Below are 18,536 nucleotides of genomic sequence, written 5' to 3' on the forward strand. Positions count from 1 at the left end.
TATCCCTAAACACAGACTTTCAGCCGCCGTCAATTCGCTCTACAAAAATCACTGACATCTTTCTGTCCGGCCTGATTGATGTTATTGATCACCCGGATTGTAAATCACGCCATTTTGTCGAGCATATGTATTCAGCACCCGCACCGCCTCGTCCCGCAATACCCCGCTGATCACCTCGACACCGCGCTCGCGCAGCGACTCGATCCAGTCCGCCGGTTTCGGACCTTCGTCAAAACCGATGGCCTCCACATCCGCTTTGGCCGCGCCGTACACCAACCCGCGGACCCCGGACCACAGCACGGCGCCGAAACACATCAGACAGGGTTCGGCGCTGGAATACAGCACCAGCCGTCCGCTGTGCCGGCTCAGATCAGTACTGCCGCAACCGGCGCTGCGCCGCGGACAACGCCAGTATCTCGGCATGGCACACGGATAAATTCGAGCGTGTCACCAGATTCACTCCGGCTGAAACCAGCTCTCCGGATTCACAGTCAAACACCGCGGCGCCAAAGGGTCCGCCGCTGCCCTGCTCGACATTCTGACGCGCCAAATCAACAACAAAGCCCATGCGCGCCGGATCATCCGGAAACGAGGTGCGGGATTTGACCGCATCGATCAGCCAGCCGGGAAATTTGATATAAAGTTCAATCATAAAATCAGTTATAATGGGTTTGGTAGGGCGGATTCGTTATTCACATCTATACAAAAATGATTTGTTCACAAACCCGCCTATCTTTGATAGCAATATAAAAAAAATAACAGCAAAAACAAGATTTATTGCAACAGCTGCAAAAATGAAAGAGGCACTGCCGTCTTTAATACGGAACCATAATCTTAGACGGATGGGTCGAAAAAACCCCATAACCGTTTTGCCAATCCCCCCTGATACAAACCTATGTTTATCCCAATATCTCCGAAATATATTGCTCAACTTTTGAAATGCAAGGCTGGCCGATATCGCCCTTTCAGGGCTCATAAAAAAAGCATCCAAACGCTTTCACAAAATCCAATCTCATAGTACAACTTTCAGCGAGAACGGCAAAGGATGTCCAGGGGGCACGCGATCCAAGCTTGAAATTATAAAAACAAAGGATTAATTTTTTAAACAGTAAAAGCTAAACCAATCCGGCTTTTCGTTCGAGTGCCCGGTGAGTAATATATATGTCGACCCTCTGAGCGGGGCATAGGTGCCGCAGTCCGGTCAACAGCATATGCGGTTTCACCACATCGTTAGGCCCGAGTCTACTTTCCGCTTGCATCCTGTCTGTCAAATGTGTATTTTCAATCCAGGGCGGTGCAGCCGGCATCGCCGATATGTATAAAACAACACGGGAGGGCGTACATATGGCAACATCCGTTGTGCCGGTAATGGACAAAACCGTTCCGGAATCCAGCCGCGATCCGCTGCGCATTATGATCGAGATCGCTGAAAGCGACACCCTGTCCGATGCGGACAAGACCAACCTGATCGAATATTCAAAACAGCGGTTCAAAAACAGACGGCGCATGGCGTATCTGGCCCTGATGACGCTGCTCGCTTCACTGGTCCTGGTTTTCATGGCCGCGTTCATCGACGGCCTGACCGGTTCCGATATCCTGACCTGCTTTAAAGAAAACGCGTCGCTGTTCATCTGGCTGGAAGGCTTTCTGACCGTCATTGTCGCTGCTTATTTCGGCGTGTCTGCCTGGCGTCCGTCCAGTTGAGTCGCAACGTCTGTAAATTCAGCATGACCGGTCGTAACTGACGGCGGTCTGAACTTCGAGTACAGCAAATCCGTGCAATCGGCTGAGAGTCAGCGAGATAAACAAAAAACTGATAAATCAAAGGCATTTATGCGGGACCTTGCCGATTCTTTCGCAGTGGATGATGAATCGTGACCAAACCCATATCCATGATCAAACCTACGGGTTTCTCTTCTATGAATGCAGCATTCCCAACCGCTTGCAAACGCACAGCGGCTGGACGGTGGAACAGAGCGATCTTGATGCTTTTTTCAGGCAGAATTTGACGGCCAATGGGTTTACCGCAAACGAAATCCACGATTTTATCGACTATTGGTGTCCGCGCCTGGTCGACTATCCGGTTTACGAAATATATCCGCAAACCCGGAAGGATATTGATCCATTGGTCAAACTGCACATCTCAGAACCGCCGCAGACTCTGCTGCGCTTGTACTATTTTTTAGAAAATGGCCCAATCCATTCACTTTTGATACAGCCCCAGATTCTTTCCTTGACAATATCATTTTTTTTCGCATATTAGCGCAAACGTTTGCGCCACATTGTTCTACTTATGAAAAAACCAACCACACTACAAACCATTGCCAGTGACCTGGGCGTTTCGCCCACCACGGTGTCGCGGGTATTGAATCACAAAGCCGATCAATACCGCATCAGTAAGACAACACGCGAGCTTGTTTTCAGCAAAGCGCGTGAGTTGCATTTCATTCCCAATCCGATGGCGCGCGGACTCAAAATGCAAAAAACTCAGACAATTGGTTTGGTGATTCCTGATATTTCCAATCCCTTTTTTGCAAGCATTGCCAAAAGTGTGGAGCAGGAAGCCCGAAAATATAAATACTCGATCATTTTATGCGATTCACAGGAGGATATGGAGACGGAATACGCTTCCTTGTCCCTGCTGGAACAGAGAAAAGTGGACGGTATGATCATTGCTCCGGTCGGATTGCAGGGCGGTGCAATTGAACAAATCCATCATGGCGGCACACCCGTTGTGATCGTTGATCGGTATTTTCCGAACACGGACGTTCCGTTTGTGGGATCAGACAATTACAAGGGTGCGTACCATGCGGTCCAGTACCTGATCAAGGCCGGTCATCGCCACATTGCCTTTATCCAGGGAATTCCCGATACCACTCCCAACATAGACCGCTTGCGCGGTTACCGGGACGCCCTGCAGGCGTCAGATTTGCCATTTAACGATACCTTAATCGTGGGCGACAGTTTCGGTGAAGAAAACGGCTATCTGGAGATGAAAATACTCGCCCGCCATCATCCACGTCCCACCGCTGTATTCGCAGCCAGCAACCTGATATCATTGGGGGCTTTGAAAGCTTTGGCGGAAAAAGGACTTTATGTGCCGGATGATATATCCATGATATCATTCGATGAACAGCCTTATTCCAATCTCCTTAAAACGCCCATGACCACGGTGGCGCAGCAAAATATGGAAATCGGTCAAATTGCCGTCAAGATTCTGTTCAGACAAATCAGCAACACCAAACTGGAATTCAATAAAAATATCACATTATCCACAAAAATGATTGTTCGCGACTCTGTAAAAAGGATCAACCAATCCCTCTAGAAAGTAATATTTCAAAACCATCACGACGAAAAGCATGTAAAGACATGTATATTTATGAATTCACTCAAACAGATGATATAATTGGACTCGATAATCAACCGTTTACACCAACACTTTAACAAGGAGAGTTTATGGTCGTCGTACAATCGTATGCTGTTGCCGTTGTCATGTGTTTTGTGACAATGCTGTGCTGGGGGTCCTGGGCCAACACTCAGAAGCTTGCCAGCAAAGAATGGAAATTTCAGTTGTTTTACTGGGATTATGCACTGGGCGTGCTGTTATTATCCCTGGTTTTCGCGTTTACACTCGGAAGTCTCGGTTCACTGGGACGCAGCTTTCTTCCGGACCTGGCTCAGGCGGATGCCTCTGCGCTCGGATCAGCCTTTTTGGGCGGAGTTGTATTCAATTTTGCCAATATTCTGATTGTTGTGGCCATCGACATTGCCGGTATGGCCGTCGCCTTTCCGGTGGGCATTGGCTTGGCGCTGGTGATCGGCGTGATTTCCAACTATCTGGCGGTACCTGTCGGAAATCCGGTTGTGTTGTTCGGCGGTGTTGGATTTGTCGTGCTGGCGATTGTACTGGATTCGATCGCCTACAAACGTTTATCCAGCGGCAGACAGCAAAGCACGGCCAAAGGACTGCTTTTTTCCGTCATCGGCGGTGTGGCGATGGGATTTTTCTACCGTTTTGTGGCTGCATCCATGTCGGAAAACTTTTTACACCCCCAGGCCGGTAAAATGACACCTTACACTGCTGTGGTCGTATTTGCAGTGGGACTACTGCTGTCCAATTTTCTCTGGAACACCATTCTCATGCGCAAACCCGTGTCCGGCGAACCGGTAAGTTACCGCGATTATTTTAAAAAAGGAAATCCGCGCTTACATTTGATCGGCATTTTGGGCGGTATCATCTGGAGTATCGGCATGTCATTCAGCATCATTGCAGCAGGGGAAGCCGGTTATGCCATTTCCTACGGATTGGGGCAGGGCGCCACCATGATCGCCGCGTTGTGGGGTGTATTTATCTGGAAAGAATTCAAAAACGCGCCCAAAGGCACCACTCCTCTCATCACATTGATGTTTATCTTTTTCTTTGTGGGACTGGGATTGATCATCTGGGCGCGTGTCGCGTGACAAACAACAAAAGGAGATTTTTTTGAACAATCAGCAAACAAATATTGTGGTCATCGGAAGTTCAAACACGGATATGATCATCAAGGTCCCTCACATTCCCGCACCCGGTGAAACCGTACTGGGGGGGGCGATTCTCAACCGCAGCCGGCGGCAAAGGCGCAAACCAGGCGGTTGCGGCAGCGCGTGCCGGTGGAAACGTGGCGTTTGTTGCCAAACTGGGCCGGGATATGTTTGGAGACAAAGCGCTGGAGGGCTTGAAAGCGGATCACATCGACACAGCAGGCGTCAGCAGAGACCCTGAGGCGCCTTCCGGTGTGGCGGAAATCTTTGTTTCGGACAGCGGGGAAAACAGCATTGCAGTGGCATCCGGCGCAAACGCCCGGCTCCAGCCGGATGTTATCAAAAAGGCCGAAGCAAGTCTTGAATCGGCGGACATACTGGTCATGCAGCTGGAGATTCCGTTGCAGACCATACAGGCTGCCGCGGAGCTTGCGCTCAAATACAACCTGACAACCATTCTGAATCCGGCTCCGGCGCAGCCGCTGTCCGATGAGTTGCTGAACACTGTGGATATCATCACGCCGAATGAAAGTGAGACCCGGCTGTTGACCGGAATCGAGGTGCAGGACAATGATTCGGCGCAAAAAGCTGCGGACATTCTGCACGCCAAAGGCATCGGCACGGTTATTATTACGCTCGGGAAGAAAGGTGTTTATATATCCGATCAGAACACAGGTGAACACATTCCCGGTTTTTCAGTCAAGGCCGTCGATACCACAGCTGCGGGAGATGTGTTTAACGGGGCGCTTGCAGTGGGTCTTGCAGAAAAACAACCGCTGCAGAATGCAATCAAATTCGCCAATGCAGCGGCTGCGCTTTCTGTGACCCAGCTTGGAGCGCAGCCGTCAGCGCCGCATCGGGATGCTATACTGAATCTGCTAAAAGGCAAAGAAAACAGTTAAATCTCTTTAAATTTGCTGCCCGGCACATTACAAATCGGACAGGAATCCGGCACATCGCCTTCGACTGTATTGCCGCAGACCGGACAAACATAAACCGGCGTTTCCGGCATATCCTGTCCGTTTTCCACGGCCTCAAGAGCTTTGGAATACAGATCATGATGTATTTTTTCAACAGCCATGGCAAACTCAAAAGACTTTTGTGCCTTTTTCTCCCCGTCCTGTTTGGCCTGCTCTACAAAATCAGGATACATGGTTTGAAACTCATAGCCTTCACCTTCGATGGCGGCCTTGAGATTTTCAATCGTATCATTGATCCCTTCCATCACGCGAAAATGAGCCAATGCATGCACGGTTTCAGCCTCGGCAGCGGCCCGAAACAGTTTGGCCACCTGATGCAGTCCGTCTTTTTCAGCCCTGGCTGCAAAGGCCAGATACATCCGGTTGGCTTGACTTTCACCTGCAAACGCTTCCTTGAGATTATCTTTTGTAGACATAAACGGTCTCCTGTTAAAAGTTGAGTATTTCAAAGGGATATAAAAAAAAGCGTCCGGCCATACGGTTCGGACGCTTTTTTGATTTAGGGGTGGGAAAGTTTTATTCCTGTTCAAGAGCAGCCTGAGCAGCGGCCAGTCGCGCGATCGGCACGCGGAACGGAGAACAGGATACATAGTTCATACCAACTTTGGCGCAGAACTTGACGGATTGAGGTTCACCGCCGTGCTCACCACAGATTCCGACCTTGAGGTCGGGGCGGGTGCTGCGGCCGCGCTGGGTTCCCAACTCAACCAGCTGTCCCACACCTTCCTGATCCAATACCTGGAAGGGATCTTCCTTGAGAAGATTTTTGTCCAGGTAAACCGGCAGGAATTTACCGGCATCATCGCGGCTGTAACCAAAGGTCATCTGGGTCAGATCATTGGTACCAAAGGAAAAGAATTCAGCGCTTTCCGCAACTTTATCGGCTGTCAGAGCAGCGCGCGGAATCTCGATCATGGTTCCAACCATATAGTCGATTTTTTTACCGCGTTCCTCAAACACCTTGTCTGCAGTTTTGGTAATAATATCCTTCTGCAAGTCCAGTTCTGCCTTGGTTCCAATCAGCGGCACCATAATTTCGGGTTTGGCATCAATGCCTTTATCTTTACAGTTGAGCGCCGCTTCAATAATGGCGCGCGCCTGCATTTCTGTGATTTCCGGATAGGTGTTGCCCAGACGACAACCGCGGTGACCCAGCATCGGATTGAATTCAGCCAGTTCATCGACTTTGGCTTTAACTTTTTCCGGAGACACGCCCATCTCTTTGGCCATATCAGCCTGATTTTTCTCTTCATGCGGCACAAATTCGTGCAGAGGCGGATCCAGCAGACGTACCGTCACCGGCAGTCCGTCCATCGCTTCAAAGATACCCTCAAAGTCTTCGCGCTGATAAGGCAGAAGCTTTTCCAGGCCTTTACGGCGGCCTTTTTCGTCTTCAGACAGAATCATCTCGCGCATGGCTTTGATGCGGTCGCCTTCAAAGAACATATGCTCGGTCCGGCATAGGCCGATACCTTTGGCGCCGAAATCACGTGCAACTTTGGAATCATGCGGCGTATCCGCATTGGTCCGCACATGCATTTTCGTGAATTTCTCGGTCAGTTCCATGAGTTTGGCAAACGTACCTGAAACCTCGGGTTCTTTTGTGGCCACTTTACCTTCCAGAACTTCACCGGTGGTTCCGTTCAATGAAATCCAGTCGCCTTCTTTAAAGGTTTTGCCTTCTGCTTCGAATTCGCGTTTTCTATAATTGATTTTAACAGCCCCGGCACCGGAGACACAGCATTTTCCCATACCGCGGGCCACAACAGCGGCGTGAGAGGTCATACCGCCGCGTGCGGTCAGGATACCATTGGCCGCATCCATACCGGCGAGATCTTCGGGAGAGGTTTCAATACGGACCAGAATTACCTCTTCGTCTTTTGCTTTCCATTCCACGGCTTCATCGGCGAAAAAGACCACACGGCCGGTTGCAGCGCCGGGAGATGCCGGCAGACCTTTTCCGATCACAGTGGAATTTTTATATTGATCCATATCAAAAATCGGGTGCAGGAGTTCATCCAGACGGTTGGGAGCGACGCGCATGAGAGCGGTTTTTTCGTCGATAAAACCCTGTTCCATCATTTCAATGGCCATTCGAACCATGGCAGCACCGGTTCGCTTGCCGTTACGGGTCTGCAACAGCCACAATTTACCTTCCTGAATGGTAAATTCCAGGTCCTGCATGTCTTTATAGTGATTTTCCAGCTTTTCTTCAACATCACGCAGCTGTTTGTAAACTTTCGGCATGGTTTCTTCCAGTGACGGGTATTTTTCTTTGCGCTCCTGCTCGGAAATTTCAGCGCGCTCGGCCCATTTTTTCGAGCCTTCCAGAGTAATTTCCTGCGGCGTACGCACACCGGCCACCACATCTTCGCCCTGAGCATTGATCAGGTATTCGCCGTTAAACACATCTTCGCCGGTGGCGGCGTCACGGGTAAAGGCAACACCGGTTGCAGAACTGTCGCCCATATTACCGAAAACCATGGACTGCACATTCACAGCCGTTCCCCAATCGCCGGGGATGCCGTTCAGTCTGCGGTAAACAATGGCTCGTTCATTCTGCCAGGACCCAAACACAGCGCCGATAGCGCCCCAAAGCTGTTCCCACGGATCGGTCGGAAAATCCTGGCCGGTTACGCGTTTTACAGCCGCCTTGAACTCTTTAACCAGATCTTTAAGATCATCCACTTTTAGCTGGGTGTCCAGTTCAACGCCTTTTTTCTCTTTCATATTTTCGATAATTTCTTCAAAAGGATCAATATCCTCTTTGCTTTCCGGCTTCATGCCCATCACCACATCACCGTACATCTGTACGAAACGACGGTAGGAATCCCAGGCAAAGCGTTCATTACCGGACTTTTTTGTCAAACCGACAACCGCATCATCATTGATTCCCAGATTCAAAACCGTGTCCATCATACCCGGCATGGAAACGCGGGCGCCGGAACGAACAGAAAGAAGCAGAGGGTCTTCCCGATCACCGAATTTCAAGCCCATGACGGATTCGATATGTTTGACGCCGTCTTCAACTTCATCTTTAATCAGCTTTGCAGTTTTTTCAGGACCTTTCTGAGTCCATTGGGTACAGGCCTCAGTTGTTATGGTAAAACCGGCAGGCACAGGAATACCAATTCGATTCATCTCGGCAAGATTGGCGCCTTTGCCGCCCAACAGATTTTTCATCTCGGTTGAGCCTTCAGCTTTTCCATCACCAAATTTGTACACATATTTTTGAGACATTCAACAACTCCTATTATTTTTTAGTTTAATATTTATGTAACTTACCGCCATCCATACTGTAATTGCCGTTATGCACCCGACCTTTTATAGTATTCATGTCCACATGCTGTATTCATATCATATTCGGGTAAGGGGCAAAGACCGGAAGAGACAGTATAGTGTATAAGATAATCATTTTTTCAGACTAAATCAATTCTCAATATTCAATTTTATTTGATTCTGGTACTCTTGCTCATTTTTCAGAATATCGATCGCTTTTTTGATCACCTCGTCGCGCTCAAATCGCGTGACATAAGACGCGTCATTCCCGAACCATTTTGCAGCCAGCTCCTGCTTGATCATAAACTTGATGTCATTTATCGATTCGCTGCGTTCTTTACTTTCAACAGATTGAAACTTGTCCCGGAGGATTTCAATCTGAGGTTCAAATTGCTCATAGAAACCGTTCCTCCTGGCTATGGTTTCCAGACTGTCCAGTTCAGCCATTCCCTCCGGACTGTATTCAAAATCACTGGTATCCACAAAGGTGAAAAATGTGTCCAGCATATCCTTATCAACAGTAAAGTCCTTTTCCGTCGGGTTGTGATCGGCGGCATAACGAAGACTAAAATTAAAAAACAGAGAATGAAACCGCAGCATGGACACATAGCGGGACAGTTTTTCATTGTCGATCTCTATATCCGGACGTATCCCGCCGCCACCATATACCTGTCTGCCGTTTTCCGTGGTATATACAGGCCGGATCGAATCTTCTTGCACGGGATCAAGCAATACCGATTCGCCGTTGCGTTTAAAGACATCAGAACGCTGGATCAGCCGTCCGCTGGGAAGGTAGTATTTTGCCGTGGTCATTTTCAGCTGATGTCTGCCTTTGCGGTCCAGAGGGATCACGTTCTGCACCAGGCCTTTTCCAAAGGTTTCATGACCGATGACCACACCCCGGTCCAAGTCCTGTATAGCCCCGGAAACGATTTCAGAGGCGGACGCAGAATATTGATCCACCAGAACAATCAGCGGTTTATTGGCGAATATCGGAATACCCTCTGTGCGGTATTCCTGATCCGTTCGCTGATTGCGTCCTTTGGTATATACAACCATGGTATTATCATCGAAAAAATTGCTCAGCACATTAACAGCCACATCGAGCAATCCGCCCGGATTGCCCCGCAGGTCCAGAATCAGACTTTCCATTCCCTGATCCAGCAGCTCTTCCAGCGCGGTTTTCACCTGTTCTCCGGCTCCGCGGTTAAACACATTCACATTAATCAGACCGATTCCGGGTTCTACCATTCCTTTGTACTGAATCACGGATATGACAATCTCATCGCGAATCAATGTGATGGAAATCGGCTCTTCCACTCCAACACGGCGAATCTTGATCCGGACTTTGGAGCCTTTTTCTTCACCACGCAGCCGCGAGGCGGTTTCCGTCAACGACAAATTTTTTGTTGATTCCCCGTCAATCTCGATTATTTTATCGCCTTCCCGAATGCTCGCCTTTTGAGCCGGACTGTTGGGAAACGGCTGTTCAGCACAGGTGGGCCAACCGTTGCGCACTGTAATGCGCATACCGACTCCATAATATTTGCCTTTTGTCATCAGTTCAATATTTTCCTGGGCTTCCTTTTTCAGATAAATCGTGTATGGGTCCAGGGCGTTCATCATACCATCAATTCCGGCCCGCATAAATGCTTCCGGATCAACCGGTTCGACATATGAGCCTACCACTTTTTTATAAACTTCACCATAGAGATGAATGTTTTCGCGAGTATCCGAATACAGATCCCGTTTGTCCTGACACATCAAGACTGTTGACCAACTCGTCAACAGCAGAAACAAAACCAATAATTTGATGCCATATTGTCTCATCAATTTTACCTTTTCATCTTTTTTTATCTTCATAAACATATTTCCAGGCGTTTATTATTTCCTTGTGAACAGTTTCAACAGAGTTATCTCCATTTACAACCATAAAGCGATCCGGATATTGTTTTGCGATATCCAGATAACCCAGCCTCACCCGGGTTTGAAACCGTATTCCTTCTGCTTCCATCCGATCCTGTTTCGTTTTGGAACGTGTTAAACGGTCAAGAGCCTTGTCGGGTTTCATATCGATATAAAAAGTATAGTCCGGCACCAGACCGCAGGAACCGATTTGGTTGGCGTGTTCGACAATATCCAGGTCAAGTTGACGGGCATATCCCTGGTACGCCGTGGTGGAATCATAAAATCGGTCACAAATGACAAACCGGCCATCGGCCAAGGCAGGTTTTATCGTTTCCTCAACCAGCTGAGCGCGCGCCGCTTCGTACAGAAGCAGTTCTGTGATTGACGACATGCCGCTATTCGCCGCGTCCAGCAGTACCTTGCGAATGGACTCGGAAACCCGGGGTCCACCGGGGTCTCGCACCACAACACTTTCAATTCCCGAATTTATCAGCGCGTCGGAAAATTTGGCCGCCTGTGTGCTCTTGCCGCTGCCGTCTATACCCTCAAACGTGATAAAGATCCCGTTTTTTTCTTTTGTCTGTGTCATTCGGATGCGCTTTTCCTCCATGACCCTTTCAGGAAACGTAAATAATTCAAACCCACGCGTATCGATTCATCCACTGTCTGTATGGACCACACACCCCAAAGTCCCCAGCCGAATACGAATGCTGCAATATAATTGAAACCAATCTCAAACACAAGGACAAAAGCCATTACGGTATACATCAACCAGTGCAGTTCATCCGCACCGCGGAGATTGCCGCTGATCACATTATTCATAGCCTTTGGGATTTGTGCCAGGGCAAATACAAAGATGACACCGGACCCCAACGCCACGGTTTCAGGATTTGTAGTGAATATTTTAATGACAAAACGGGAAGACAGCAGCATGACAGCAACGATGACCATGATAAACAGCACCATCGCACGATGCGCCGCATGCGCTGCATTTTCCGCAAGCTCGCGATCTTTGGCGCCGAGATGTTTACCCATATAACTCATTGCCGCCAGACTGAATCCCATATAAAACATGGATAATATATTTTGCACACGCATAAAAATCGTATGCGTACTGAGATAAACCACCCCCATACTTCCAACGTATCCCATGACCACCAGCTGACCAAAGGCCCATCCTGCCTGCTCCATCGTGGTTGGAAATCCTTTAAGGAATAAATATTTAAAGCTCTTTAGGCGGGGACGGGACAGTTCTGAAAAACAAAGACGGACAGAGACGTTGCCGCTTCTTAAATAATAAAAAGAGAGGATAAATCCCAAAGTATGTGAAATTCCGGCAGCCAGAGCGGCCCCCGGGACACCAAGTTTTGGAAAAAAAAACAATCCGAATATCAAACAGGGTGACAGACAGACATTTAAACTGTTGATGAGAAGATTGACGGTCATGGAATGCCGGGTATCACCGGTGGCCCGGATAATGCCCGTTGCCACAAAATTAATCATAATAAAGGGAAAATAAGAGAGGGTTCTCAGATAAGATTCGCCCGCAGCCTGAGCTGAGGACGAACTTCCTTCCTTGATCAGCTTGAACAAATGCACGGCGCCAAAGCGCCAGATCAGGCATATGCAGCAGGCGAGTATGATTCCCATGATCATTGCCTGACCAAATATATGATTCGCCTCGTGTCTGTTGCTTGCACCGAGGTAATGATTGATGATCAGCCCGGCGCCGACCACAAACGTCAGCAAGACGGCAAAAAAGACCACCACCACCTGAATGGCCATACCGTGCCCGGCCAGCGCTGCAGCAGACAACTTGCCGATGAGGATCGCTTCGATCGTCCACATGATCGTCTGCGAGGAGAGATCCGCTGCAGCAGGCAACGATGTTTTGATAAAAGATCTAAAAGCGGACTTTTTCAAGGCTATTCATACCCGGAGATTATTCGTAATAGTCCAGGCCCAAATGGGTAATCAAATCCTCTCCCATGAAATGACGCAGCGTGTTTTTCAGCTTCATCAATTGGATGAAAATATCATGTTCGGGATAAAGACCTTCTGCGACCATCGGGCTTTTACAGTAAAATGACATCCATTCCTGAATACCGGAATACCCGGCGCGCTGCGCCAGATCAATAAAAAGAGCCAAATCCAAAACCAGAGGGGCGGCCAGAATGCTGTCCCGGCACAAAAAATTGACCTTGACCTGCATGGGATATCCGCACCATCCGAAAATATCGATATTATCCCAGCCTTCTTTATTGTCACCGCTGGGTGGATAATAATTAATACGCACTTTGTGATAAAGGTTACCATAAAGGTCGGGATTTTTATCCGGTTGGAAAATATATTCAAGCGCAGACAGCTTGGTCACCTCTTTGGAGCGGAACGACAGGGGTTCATCCAGCACTTCACCATCCCGGTTGCCGAGAATATTGGTGGAAAACCAGCCGCGCACCCCCAATTGCCGGGCTTTAAAGCCGGGCGCAAGAAGGGTTTTCATAAACGTTTGACCGGTTTTAAAATCCTTACCGGCAACGGGCACGTTATTTTGTTTGGCAAGCTGCAAGAGGGCCGGGATATCCGTGGTCATATGCGGTGCGCCGTTTACATAGGGCACACCGGATTTGATCGCCGCATAAGCATAGATCATACTGCTGGAAATGCTTTCATCATTGTTTTTCAGTCCTTCTTCAAAGGATTCTATGCTTTCCCATACACTGGAATATTCGAGATAGGTTTCGGTGCTGCCGCACCAAATCACAACCAGCCGATCCACATGATTTTCCGTTTTAAAGGTTTGCATATCCTGCATAAGCTGCTCGGCAAAATGCATTTTAGTGTCGCCGGTCTTTTTATTGGGACCGTCCAAACGTTTGACATAGCGTGGTTCAAACACAGCCGGCATGGGATGGATTTTCTCAAGTTCGGGTTTAACTTTTTCCAGATCCGTATCAGACAGGACACTGGCATGCTTTGCTGATTCGTAGACATTGTCCGGAAAAATATCCCATCCCCCGAACACCAAATCATGCAAATCGGCGAGAGGCACAAACTCTTTGATCTTGGGAACCCGGTCTTCAGTGCGTTTTCCAAGACGTATGGTTCCCATTTGCGTCAAAGACCCAATGGGTTTGGCATGGCCCTTTCGGACCAGTTCAGTGCCGGCAATAAATGTCGTTCCCACTGCTCCCAAACCCGGAAGTAGTACCCCCAATTTTCCGGTGGGTTTTTTAATTTCTACGCTCACAATTTCTCCTTTCTCCATTCTGTATCAATCCATCTATAAAAAAGCACACACACTTTATTCATGACCGGGGTTTTCGATGTTTTCCCATTTGCGCGAGTTTTCATGCTGAAACACATAAATCAGTCTTTGAACAGCGGTAATATGGGTGAAAACGGCCAGAAACACCAGGACCGCAATCAACATATGACCGGAAATCAATGAAGCAAGGATCAACAGAACAAAGCGTTCGGGCCTCTGCAACAGACCTTTTTTGCATTCAAAGTCCAGGCTTTCCGCCCGGGCACGCACGTAACTCACCATCAGTGAACCGGAGAGAGCAAGCATAAGGACAGATGCTTTGATCCCCAAACTCAAATACGGCAGAACATCGGTCGAAATGATATGAATGGATATCCCGATAAAAATAAAAATTTCCGAAAACCGATCCAGAGTTGAATCATACAATGCGCCAAAACGCGTCACTCGATTTGATGCCCGCGCCACCTGTCCGTCAATCATATCAAAGAGCCCTCCGATCATCAGCAGCAGGGCCGCGGAACGCAGACTGCCCCGGGCAAAATAAACCGATGCGAGCATGCATAATATCAAAGAAAGTGTGGTAAACCAATTCGGATTCAGATCAAAACGAACAAAAAATGGATCACCGGATTAAAAAGTCCGCGCACGGCATTGATAAATCGCTCTCGATAGTCCGACTTTTTCATGCAACACTCCCGGCTTTTAAATTGCGGGTTAATCCCTCCAGCACGATCACAAACTCTCCTTTTAACACAATGTTTTCAGGTGATTGCGTGACATGCTCAAGATCATCATAGATAATGGTTTCAAATTTCTTGGTCAACTCACGTGCAATGACAACGCGGCGGTTGCCCAACATCTGATACAAATCAGACAGGGTCTTTAGAATACGATAGGGGGATTCGTAAAAAATAATAGTTCGGGCTCATGAATCAGCGCCTCGAGCCTTTTTTTGCGGCCCTTTTTCACCGGCAAAAATCCTTCGAACACAAATCGATCCGTGGGCAATCCGGAAACAACCAGCGCCGAAATCAGTGCGGTGGGTCCGGGGATCGCGTGAATTTGAACATTTTGTTTCAATGCTTCCCGAACCAGAAAAAAAGCGGGATCGGAAATCCCCGGAGTGCCTGCGTCCGTAATGAGAGCCATATCCTCTCCCCCCACAAGCCGCTCCACCAAAACGGGTGTAACCTTTGTCTTGTTATGATCGTGATAGCTGGAACACGCGGTTGCTATCTTATAATGGGACAGCAGTATCTTGCTTTTGCGCGTATCTTCGGCCAAAATATGATCGACAGAGTTTAATACCGAAACCGCCCGATATGAGATATCTTCCAGATTACCAATGGGCGTGCTGACCAGGTACAATTTTCCTAACGCAGATTTTTCGATCTCTTCTGAATTCGTGTTCAAACCCTTTCCGAGTCACTATTCGCATTCATACTAAAACTGGACATTATAACAATTTTATCCGTAAAAGTCAACAAAAAGGCAGATTCTTGAGATGCCCTTTTCCTTGGCAGGTTTCACAGCGAAAAGGTACGAAACAGGGTGTGGATTGTTGTGCAGCCGTCTATTGAGAGTACAAGCCGTCGAGACAGTGGTTACAATATTGGGGGGTACAGAGACGTGTTTTGAGGTAAATCAAACCCTGCTGGACACATCCCCGGTCCACACACTGACGCCCGCCTTTTTGATCGCCGAACAGACGAAGCCGCATCGTGCGGGTGATTTCGTTTTCACCGGACAGCGGATATTGCAGATACACATCCGCACAGCGCTCTTGAGCCGACGATCGTCGGTCTCACGGGCATAAGCAATCAATCCGGGTAAAATAATATTCAAAATAATATCACGGGCACGCTTCCGTCCAATCAGAAATGTAACGCCGAGATTAGGAGGGGCAACGGATCTGAAGGAAAAATGATTCTCCCAGAAAACCGATGCTTTGATCTGGAACAGTCGCTCCAACTCGGATATCATCAAGCGGGGACGGCGTTTTTCCTGCGCAAAAAGACTGATCAGTGTCGAAACAAAACCGTCACGCATAAAATTTTGAGCCAGACTGGCCGCAGCCGCAATTCGACCGGGTTGGGAAATTATTGGGCCGCAATCGGAAAAACCGCCACTCTTTGGGATGAAGAACCTCTACTTTATCCCGATAGGGACACATATTCCACAACTCGACAAGTTTCTTTTACATAGGGGTCTTCCGGCTGAATTAAATTACTTTCCTCGCCGAAAAATCCGGCCGCCCCGAACAACACGGCTTCGCATTTCAACAGTCCCACCTTTGGCGGCATCATTCCAGATGTAGTCCCGAAATTTTCTCTGATGGGCACATTACAAGCTAATCTTTGGAAGGAAATTTGATTTTTAGAATACCCCAGCGCTTGGCAGATATTCGCAAATAACAACTGATCCCAGGAGAGGATTTCGCGCTTTTCAAGCATCCTGGCAACTTTGAGAACCAGTTGTTTACGCCCCATTTGCTCCAGAACACATTGTATAGTCATGGGGTCTTTATCGGCCAGGGCACACACAATCTCGTCTGAAACGGCTTTCCGGTCTGTATTCGGTGTAGGATTCAAGTTCCTCCGCCGCCTGTTCCAGATAATGGTCCAGGTTCAATATCGGAACCGTCCCACCGTTTTCACACAAAGTCTCGAAATTTTGCTTGCAGTCCATGGTCACCACATGCAGCAGAACGGAATTGTAACGCGGATCCTGATGATGACGGTGCGCAAACCAATCCCCCGCAACAGAGTGTATCTCGACATCACCGCGCTTTAGTTCTCCATCAATCCTCAACAGAGCATCTAAGAAATCCGGTCCTGAATCATGATTTTGGCGGCCTTTTTCCAGAATCTCAACCCGCCGGCCGCATAAAGTCCGCAAATCATGATGTTCAAATGAACGATTCTGCCAGAGATAATAAAGAAAACTTTCTCTCGCAGGTTCTCCGATCATACTCATACAGCCCCCTCACATTTTTTAAGGTTATTGTTTTACCTTTTTTTTACCATCAAAGTGTTTATTAAACCCGTCGATACACCCCGTTTATCTATAATATCATGACCCATATTCATCTTGCGAGACAGCGCATTTAATGAATCAACCACCTCTTCTCGTTGGTTACCGGAAAGCAGTCGGGGTTGAAATCGAACCCGTTTGTTATCCACATCAATCGGATAAACAACAGCCGAAAGACTTGCTGTTTTTGAAAAAACAACCTTTAAAATAAAGCTTTGTGTTGCGGTTTTACTGAACGAGCCAAACACATAATTGCCCAGACTATAGGCAATCAGCTTGTTCTTGTACCATTCCAGTCCCTGCATCACGTGCGGATGATGGCCCAGCACGAGATCAGCGCCATTGTCTATCGCTTTATGCGCATACAGGATCTGATAATCCCGGGGAACAGGATTTTTTTCCTGTCCCCAATGAAAACTGACCACAACCCAATCCGCTATCTGCTTTGCAGACCGTATGTCAGCTTGCATCCGTTCCAAAATCGGGTAACAGGTGCCGCAGTTTTCATCCGTGGCCCAAAACGCACTGGGATAGGTCATGGAATAACCGAAAAAAGCAATTTTCCGGTTTTTCACCCGGACAAGAGCAGGACTGCATGCTTCCGTCCGGGACTGCCCGGCACCACTGTAATGCAACCCAAGACTGTCCAGAATTCCGGTCGTTTCGTTCAAGCCGGATTCACCGTAATCCAGTATATGATTATTCGCGAGATTCAGCACATCAAATCCGGCACGCTTCACAGCCGGTGCCATATATCCGGGGACCTTGAACGTAAACGTCTTCCCTTCATATCGATCAGCAGAAGATGTAAAGGGAGCCTCCAGATTAGCAACGGCAATATCTGCATTTTTGACAAGTCCTGCCGTCCCAGAAAATGGATAGTCGACCGTTTGTTCGCCGACAATATCCACAATCCAGGAACCCATCATCAAGTCACCTACTGCAACGATCGATATTTCCTGCGATGTTTCAAAAAATGAATCAAAATAAAAAATATCCGGAAATTCATAATTATGACCAAAGCGGTTCGGTTGTGCAAAGATTATCGTGCCGATGCATAAAAGCACAACAAGAAGCAGACAACTTGATTTATTTTTTCTCGTCTTTTTCTTCATCTACCAGGGTAGCATCTTCAATATCCGAAGCGTCGGAATCATCTTCAACATCTCCGGATTGTGTTTGGGTGGTTTTCTTTTGGTCTTCACGGGCTTGTTTTTCTTTTTGTCGTTCTTCGGCCCGTTTTTCACGTTCCAGTTCTTTTTCGCGTTTTATTTCCGCGATTTCCGCCTGTTTGTTGGCGATATCATTCTGACATTCTTTGATTTTGCCAATCACATCCTGGATATGTTCGTTCTCATTCACATCCTGTTTTTCAGAAACCGCTTCGAAGGTGGCTTTGCCGAGATCTGCATAGTATTTATCCAGTTGCCGGTTCAGCCCGGCCACATCCACTTTGATTTTGCCGATTTTTCCGTATTCTTCGGTTTTATCAATTACACTTTCAAAACCGTCGCGTATTTCATTTAAAAAAGAGCTCATCATTCATC

General features: G+C 48.0%; 20 protein-coding genes and 1 pseudogene. 5 read left to right on the forward strand and 16 right to left on the reverse strand.

Annotated features, from left to right (window positions below; all coding sequences use genetic code 11):
* Nucleotides 1-81: 81 nt before the first annotated feature.
* Complete coding sequence (locus U5R06_21685; GenBank protein ID MDZ7725356.1) at nucleotides 82-423, reverse strand: hypothetical protein; 342 nt, start codon at nucleotides 421-423, stop codon at nucleotides 82-84.
* Nucleotides 371-652 (reverse strand): hypothetical protein, encoded by a 282-nt coding sequence (locus U5R06_21690; GenBank protein ID MDZ7725357.1) that lies wholly within the window; start codon nucleotides 650-652, stop codon nucleotides 371-373. The genes U5R06_21685 and U5R06_21690 overlap by 53 nt, the downstream gene beginning before the upstream one ends.
* A 692-nt stretch (nucleotides 653-1,344) precedes the next feature.
* On the opposite strand from U5R06_21690, the gene U5R06_21695 reads away from it, so the two are divergent.
* From U5R06_21695 to rbsK, 5 genes and pseudogenes are all read left to right on the forward strand, one after another.
* Nucleotides 1,345-1,704: a hypothetical protein gene (locus U5R06_21695; GenBank protein ID MDZ7725358.1), complete on the forward strand. Its 360-nt coding sequence runs from the start codon at nucleotides 1,345-1,347 to the stop codon at nucleotides 1,702-1,704.
* Between the two features lie 160 nt (nucleotides 1,705-1,864).
* Nucleotides 1,865-2,263, forward strand: a complete 399-nt coding sequence (locus U5R06_21700) for a hypothetical protein (GenBank protein ID MDZ7725359.1) — start codon at nucleotides 1,865-1,867, stop codon at nucleotides 2,261-2,263.
* A gap of 30 nt (nucleotides 2,264-2,293) precedes the next feature.
* Nucleotides 2,294-3,325 (forward strand): LacI family DNA-binding transcriptional regulator, encoded by a 1,032-nt coding sequence (locus tag U5R06_21705; protein MDZ7725360.1) that lies wholly within the window; start codon nucleotides 2,294-2,296, stop codon nucleotides 3,323-3,325.
* Nucleotides 3,326-3,456: 131 nt separating this feature from the next.
* Nucleotides 3,457-4,461: a GRP family sugar transporter gene (locus tag U5R06_21710; GenBank protein ID MDZ7725361.1), complete on the forward strand. Its 1,005-nt coding sequence runs from the start codon at nucleotides 3,457-3,459 to the stop codon at nucleotides 4,459-4,461.
* A gap of 73 nt (nucleotides 4,462-4,534) precedes the next feature.
* Nucleotides 4,535-5,423, forward strand: a pseudogene (gene rbsK / locus U5R06_21715) (ribokinase).
* Here the strand turns inward: rbsK and U5R06_21720 are convergent.
* From U5R06_21720 to U5R06_21785, 14 genes are all read right to left on the reverse strand, one after another.
* Complete coding sequence (locus U5R06_21720) at nucleotides 5,420-5,917, reverse strand: rubrerythrin family protein (GenBank protein ID MDZ7725362.1); 498 nt, start codon at nucleotides 5,915-5,917, stop codon at nucleotides 5,420-5,422. The pseudogene rbsK and the gene U5R06_21720 overlap by 4 nt on opposite strands.
* A gap of 100 nt (nucleotides 5,918-6,017) precedes the next feature.
* Nucleotides 6,018-8,741 (reverse strand): pyruvate, phosphate dikinase, encoded by a 2,724-nt coding sequence (gene ppdK, locus U5R06_21725; GenBank protein ID MDZ7725363.1) that lies wholly within the window; start codon nucleotides 8,739-8,741, stop codon nucleotides 6,018-6,020.
* A gap of 189 nt (nucleotides 8,742-8,930) precedes the next feature.
* The gene (locus U5R06_21730; GenBank protein MDZ7725364.1) at nucleotides 8,931-10,643 is read right to left on the reverse strand and encodes a S41 family peptidase; all 1,713 of its coding nucleotides are present in this window, start codon (nucleotides 10,641-10,643) and stop codon (nucleotides 8,931-8,933) included.
* Entirely contained in the window at nucleotides 10,624-11,277 is a 654-nt protein-coding gene (gene tmk / locus U5R06_21735; GenBank protein ID MDZ7725365.1) for a dTMP kinase, read from the reverse strand. Before tmk ends, U5R06_21730 begins: the two co-directional genes overlap by 20 nt.
* Nucleotides 11,274-12,611: an MATE family efflux transporter gene (locus tag U5R06_21740; protein MDZ7725366.1), complete on the reverse strand. Its 1,338-nt coding sequence runs from the start codon at nucleotides 12,609-12,611 to the stop codon at nucleotides 11,274-11,276. Before U5R06_21740 ends, tmk begins: the two co-directional genes overlap by 4 nt.
* Before the next feature lie 19 nt (nucleotides 12,612-12,630).
* A complete protein-coding gene (locus U5R06_21745; GenBank protein ID MDZ7725367.1) occupies nucleotides 12,631-13,956 on the reverse strand; it encodes an inositol-3-phosphate synthase in 1,326 nt (441 codons plus the stop codon).
* A gap of 36 nt (nucleotides 13,957-13,992) precedes the next feature.
* Nucleotides 13,993-14,556 carry a CDP-alcohol phosphatidyltransferase family protein gene (locus U5R06_21750; protein ID MDZ7725368.1) on the reverse strand — a complete coding sequence of 188 codons (564 nt, stop codon included), beginning with the start codon at nucleotides 14,554-14,556 and terminating at the stop codon, nucleotides 13,993-13,995.
* Nucleotides 14,557-14,638: 82 nt separating this feature from the next.
* Complete coding sequence (locus U5R06_21755) at nucleotides 14,639-14,824, reverse strand: hypothetical protein (protein MDZ7725369.1); 186 nt, start codon at nucleotides 14,822-14,824, stop codon at nucleotides 14,639-14,641.
* Between the two features lie 14 nt (nucleotides 14,825-14,838).
* Nucleotides 14,839-15,369 carry a 16S rRNA (cytidine(1402)-2'-O)-methyltransferase gene (rsmI, locus tag U5R06_21760; protein MDZ7725370.1) on the reverse strand — a complete coding sequence of 177 codons (531 nt, stop codon included), beginning with the start codon at nucleotides 15,367-15,369 and terminating at the stop codon, nucleotides 14,839-14,841.
* Nucleotides 15,370-15,600: 231 nt separating this feature from the next.
* The gene (locus U5R06_21765) at nucleotides 15,601-16,005 is read right to left on the reverse strand and encodes a DUF2851 family protein (GenBank protein MDZ7725371.1); all 405 of its coding nucleotides are present in this window, start codon (nucleotides 16,003-16,005) and stop codon (nucleotides 15,601-15,603) included.
* A 104-nt stretch (nucleotides 16,006-16,109) separates the two neighbouring features.
* Nucleotides 16,110-16,547, reverse strand: a complete 438-nt coding sequence (locus tag U5R06_21770) for a DUF2851 family protein (GenBank protein MDZ7725372.1) — start codon at nucleotides 16,545-16,547, stop codon at nucleotides 16,110-16,112.
* Complete coding sequence (locus tag U5R06_21775) at nucleotides 16,480-16,932, reverse strand: DUF2851 family protein (GenBank protein MDZ7725373.1); 453 nt, start codon at nucleotides 16,930-16,932, stop codon at nucleotides 16,480-16,482. The genes U5R06_21770 and U5R06_21775 overlap by 68 nt, the downstream gene beginning before the upstream one ends.
* A 32-nt stretch (nucleotides 16,933-16,964) precedes the next feature.
* A complete protein-coding gene (locus tag U5R06_21780) occupies nucleotides 16,965-18,104 on the reverse strand; it encodes a CapA family protein (GenBank protein MDZ7725374.1) in 1,140 nt (379 codons plus the stop codon).
* A complete protein-coding gene (locus tag U5R06_21785; protein MDZ7725375.1) occupies nucleotides 18,079-18,531 on the reverse strand; it encodes a hypothetical protein in 453 nt (150 codons plus the stop codon). Before U5R06_21785 ends, U5R06_21780 begins: the two co-directional genes overlap by 26 nt.
* Nucleotides 18,532-18,536: the final 5 nt, after the last annotated feature.

The sequence above is a fragment of the candidate division KSB1 bacterium genome, from assembly GCA_034521575.1.
Classification (GTDB): domain Bacteria; phylum Zhuqueibacterota; class Zhuqueibacteria; order Residuimicrobiales; family Krinioviventaceae; genus JAXHMJ01.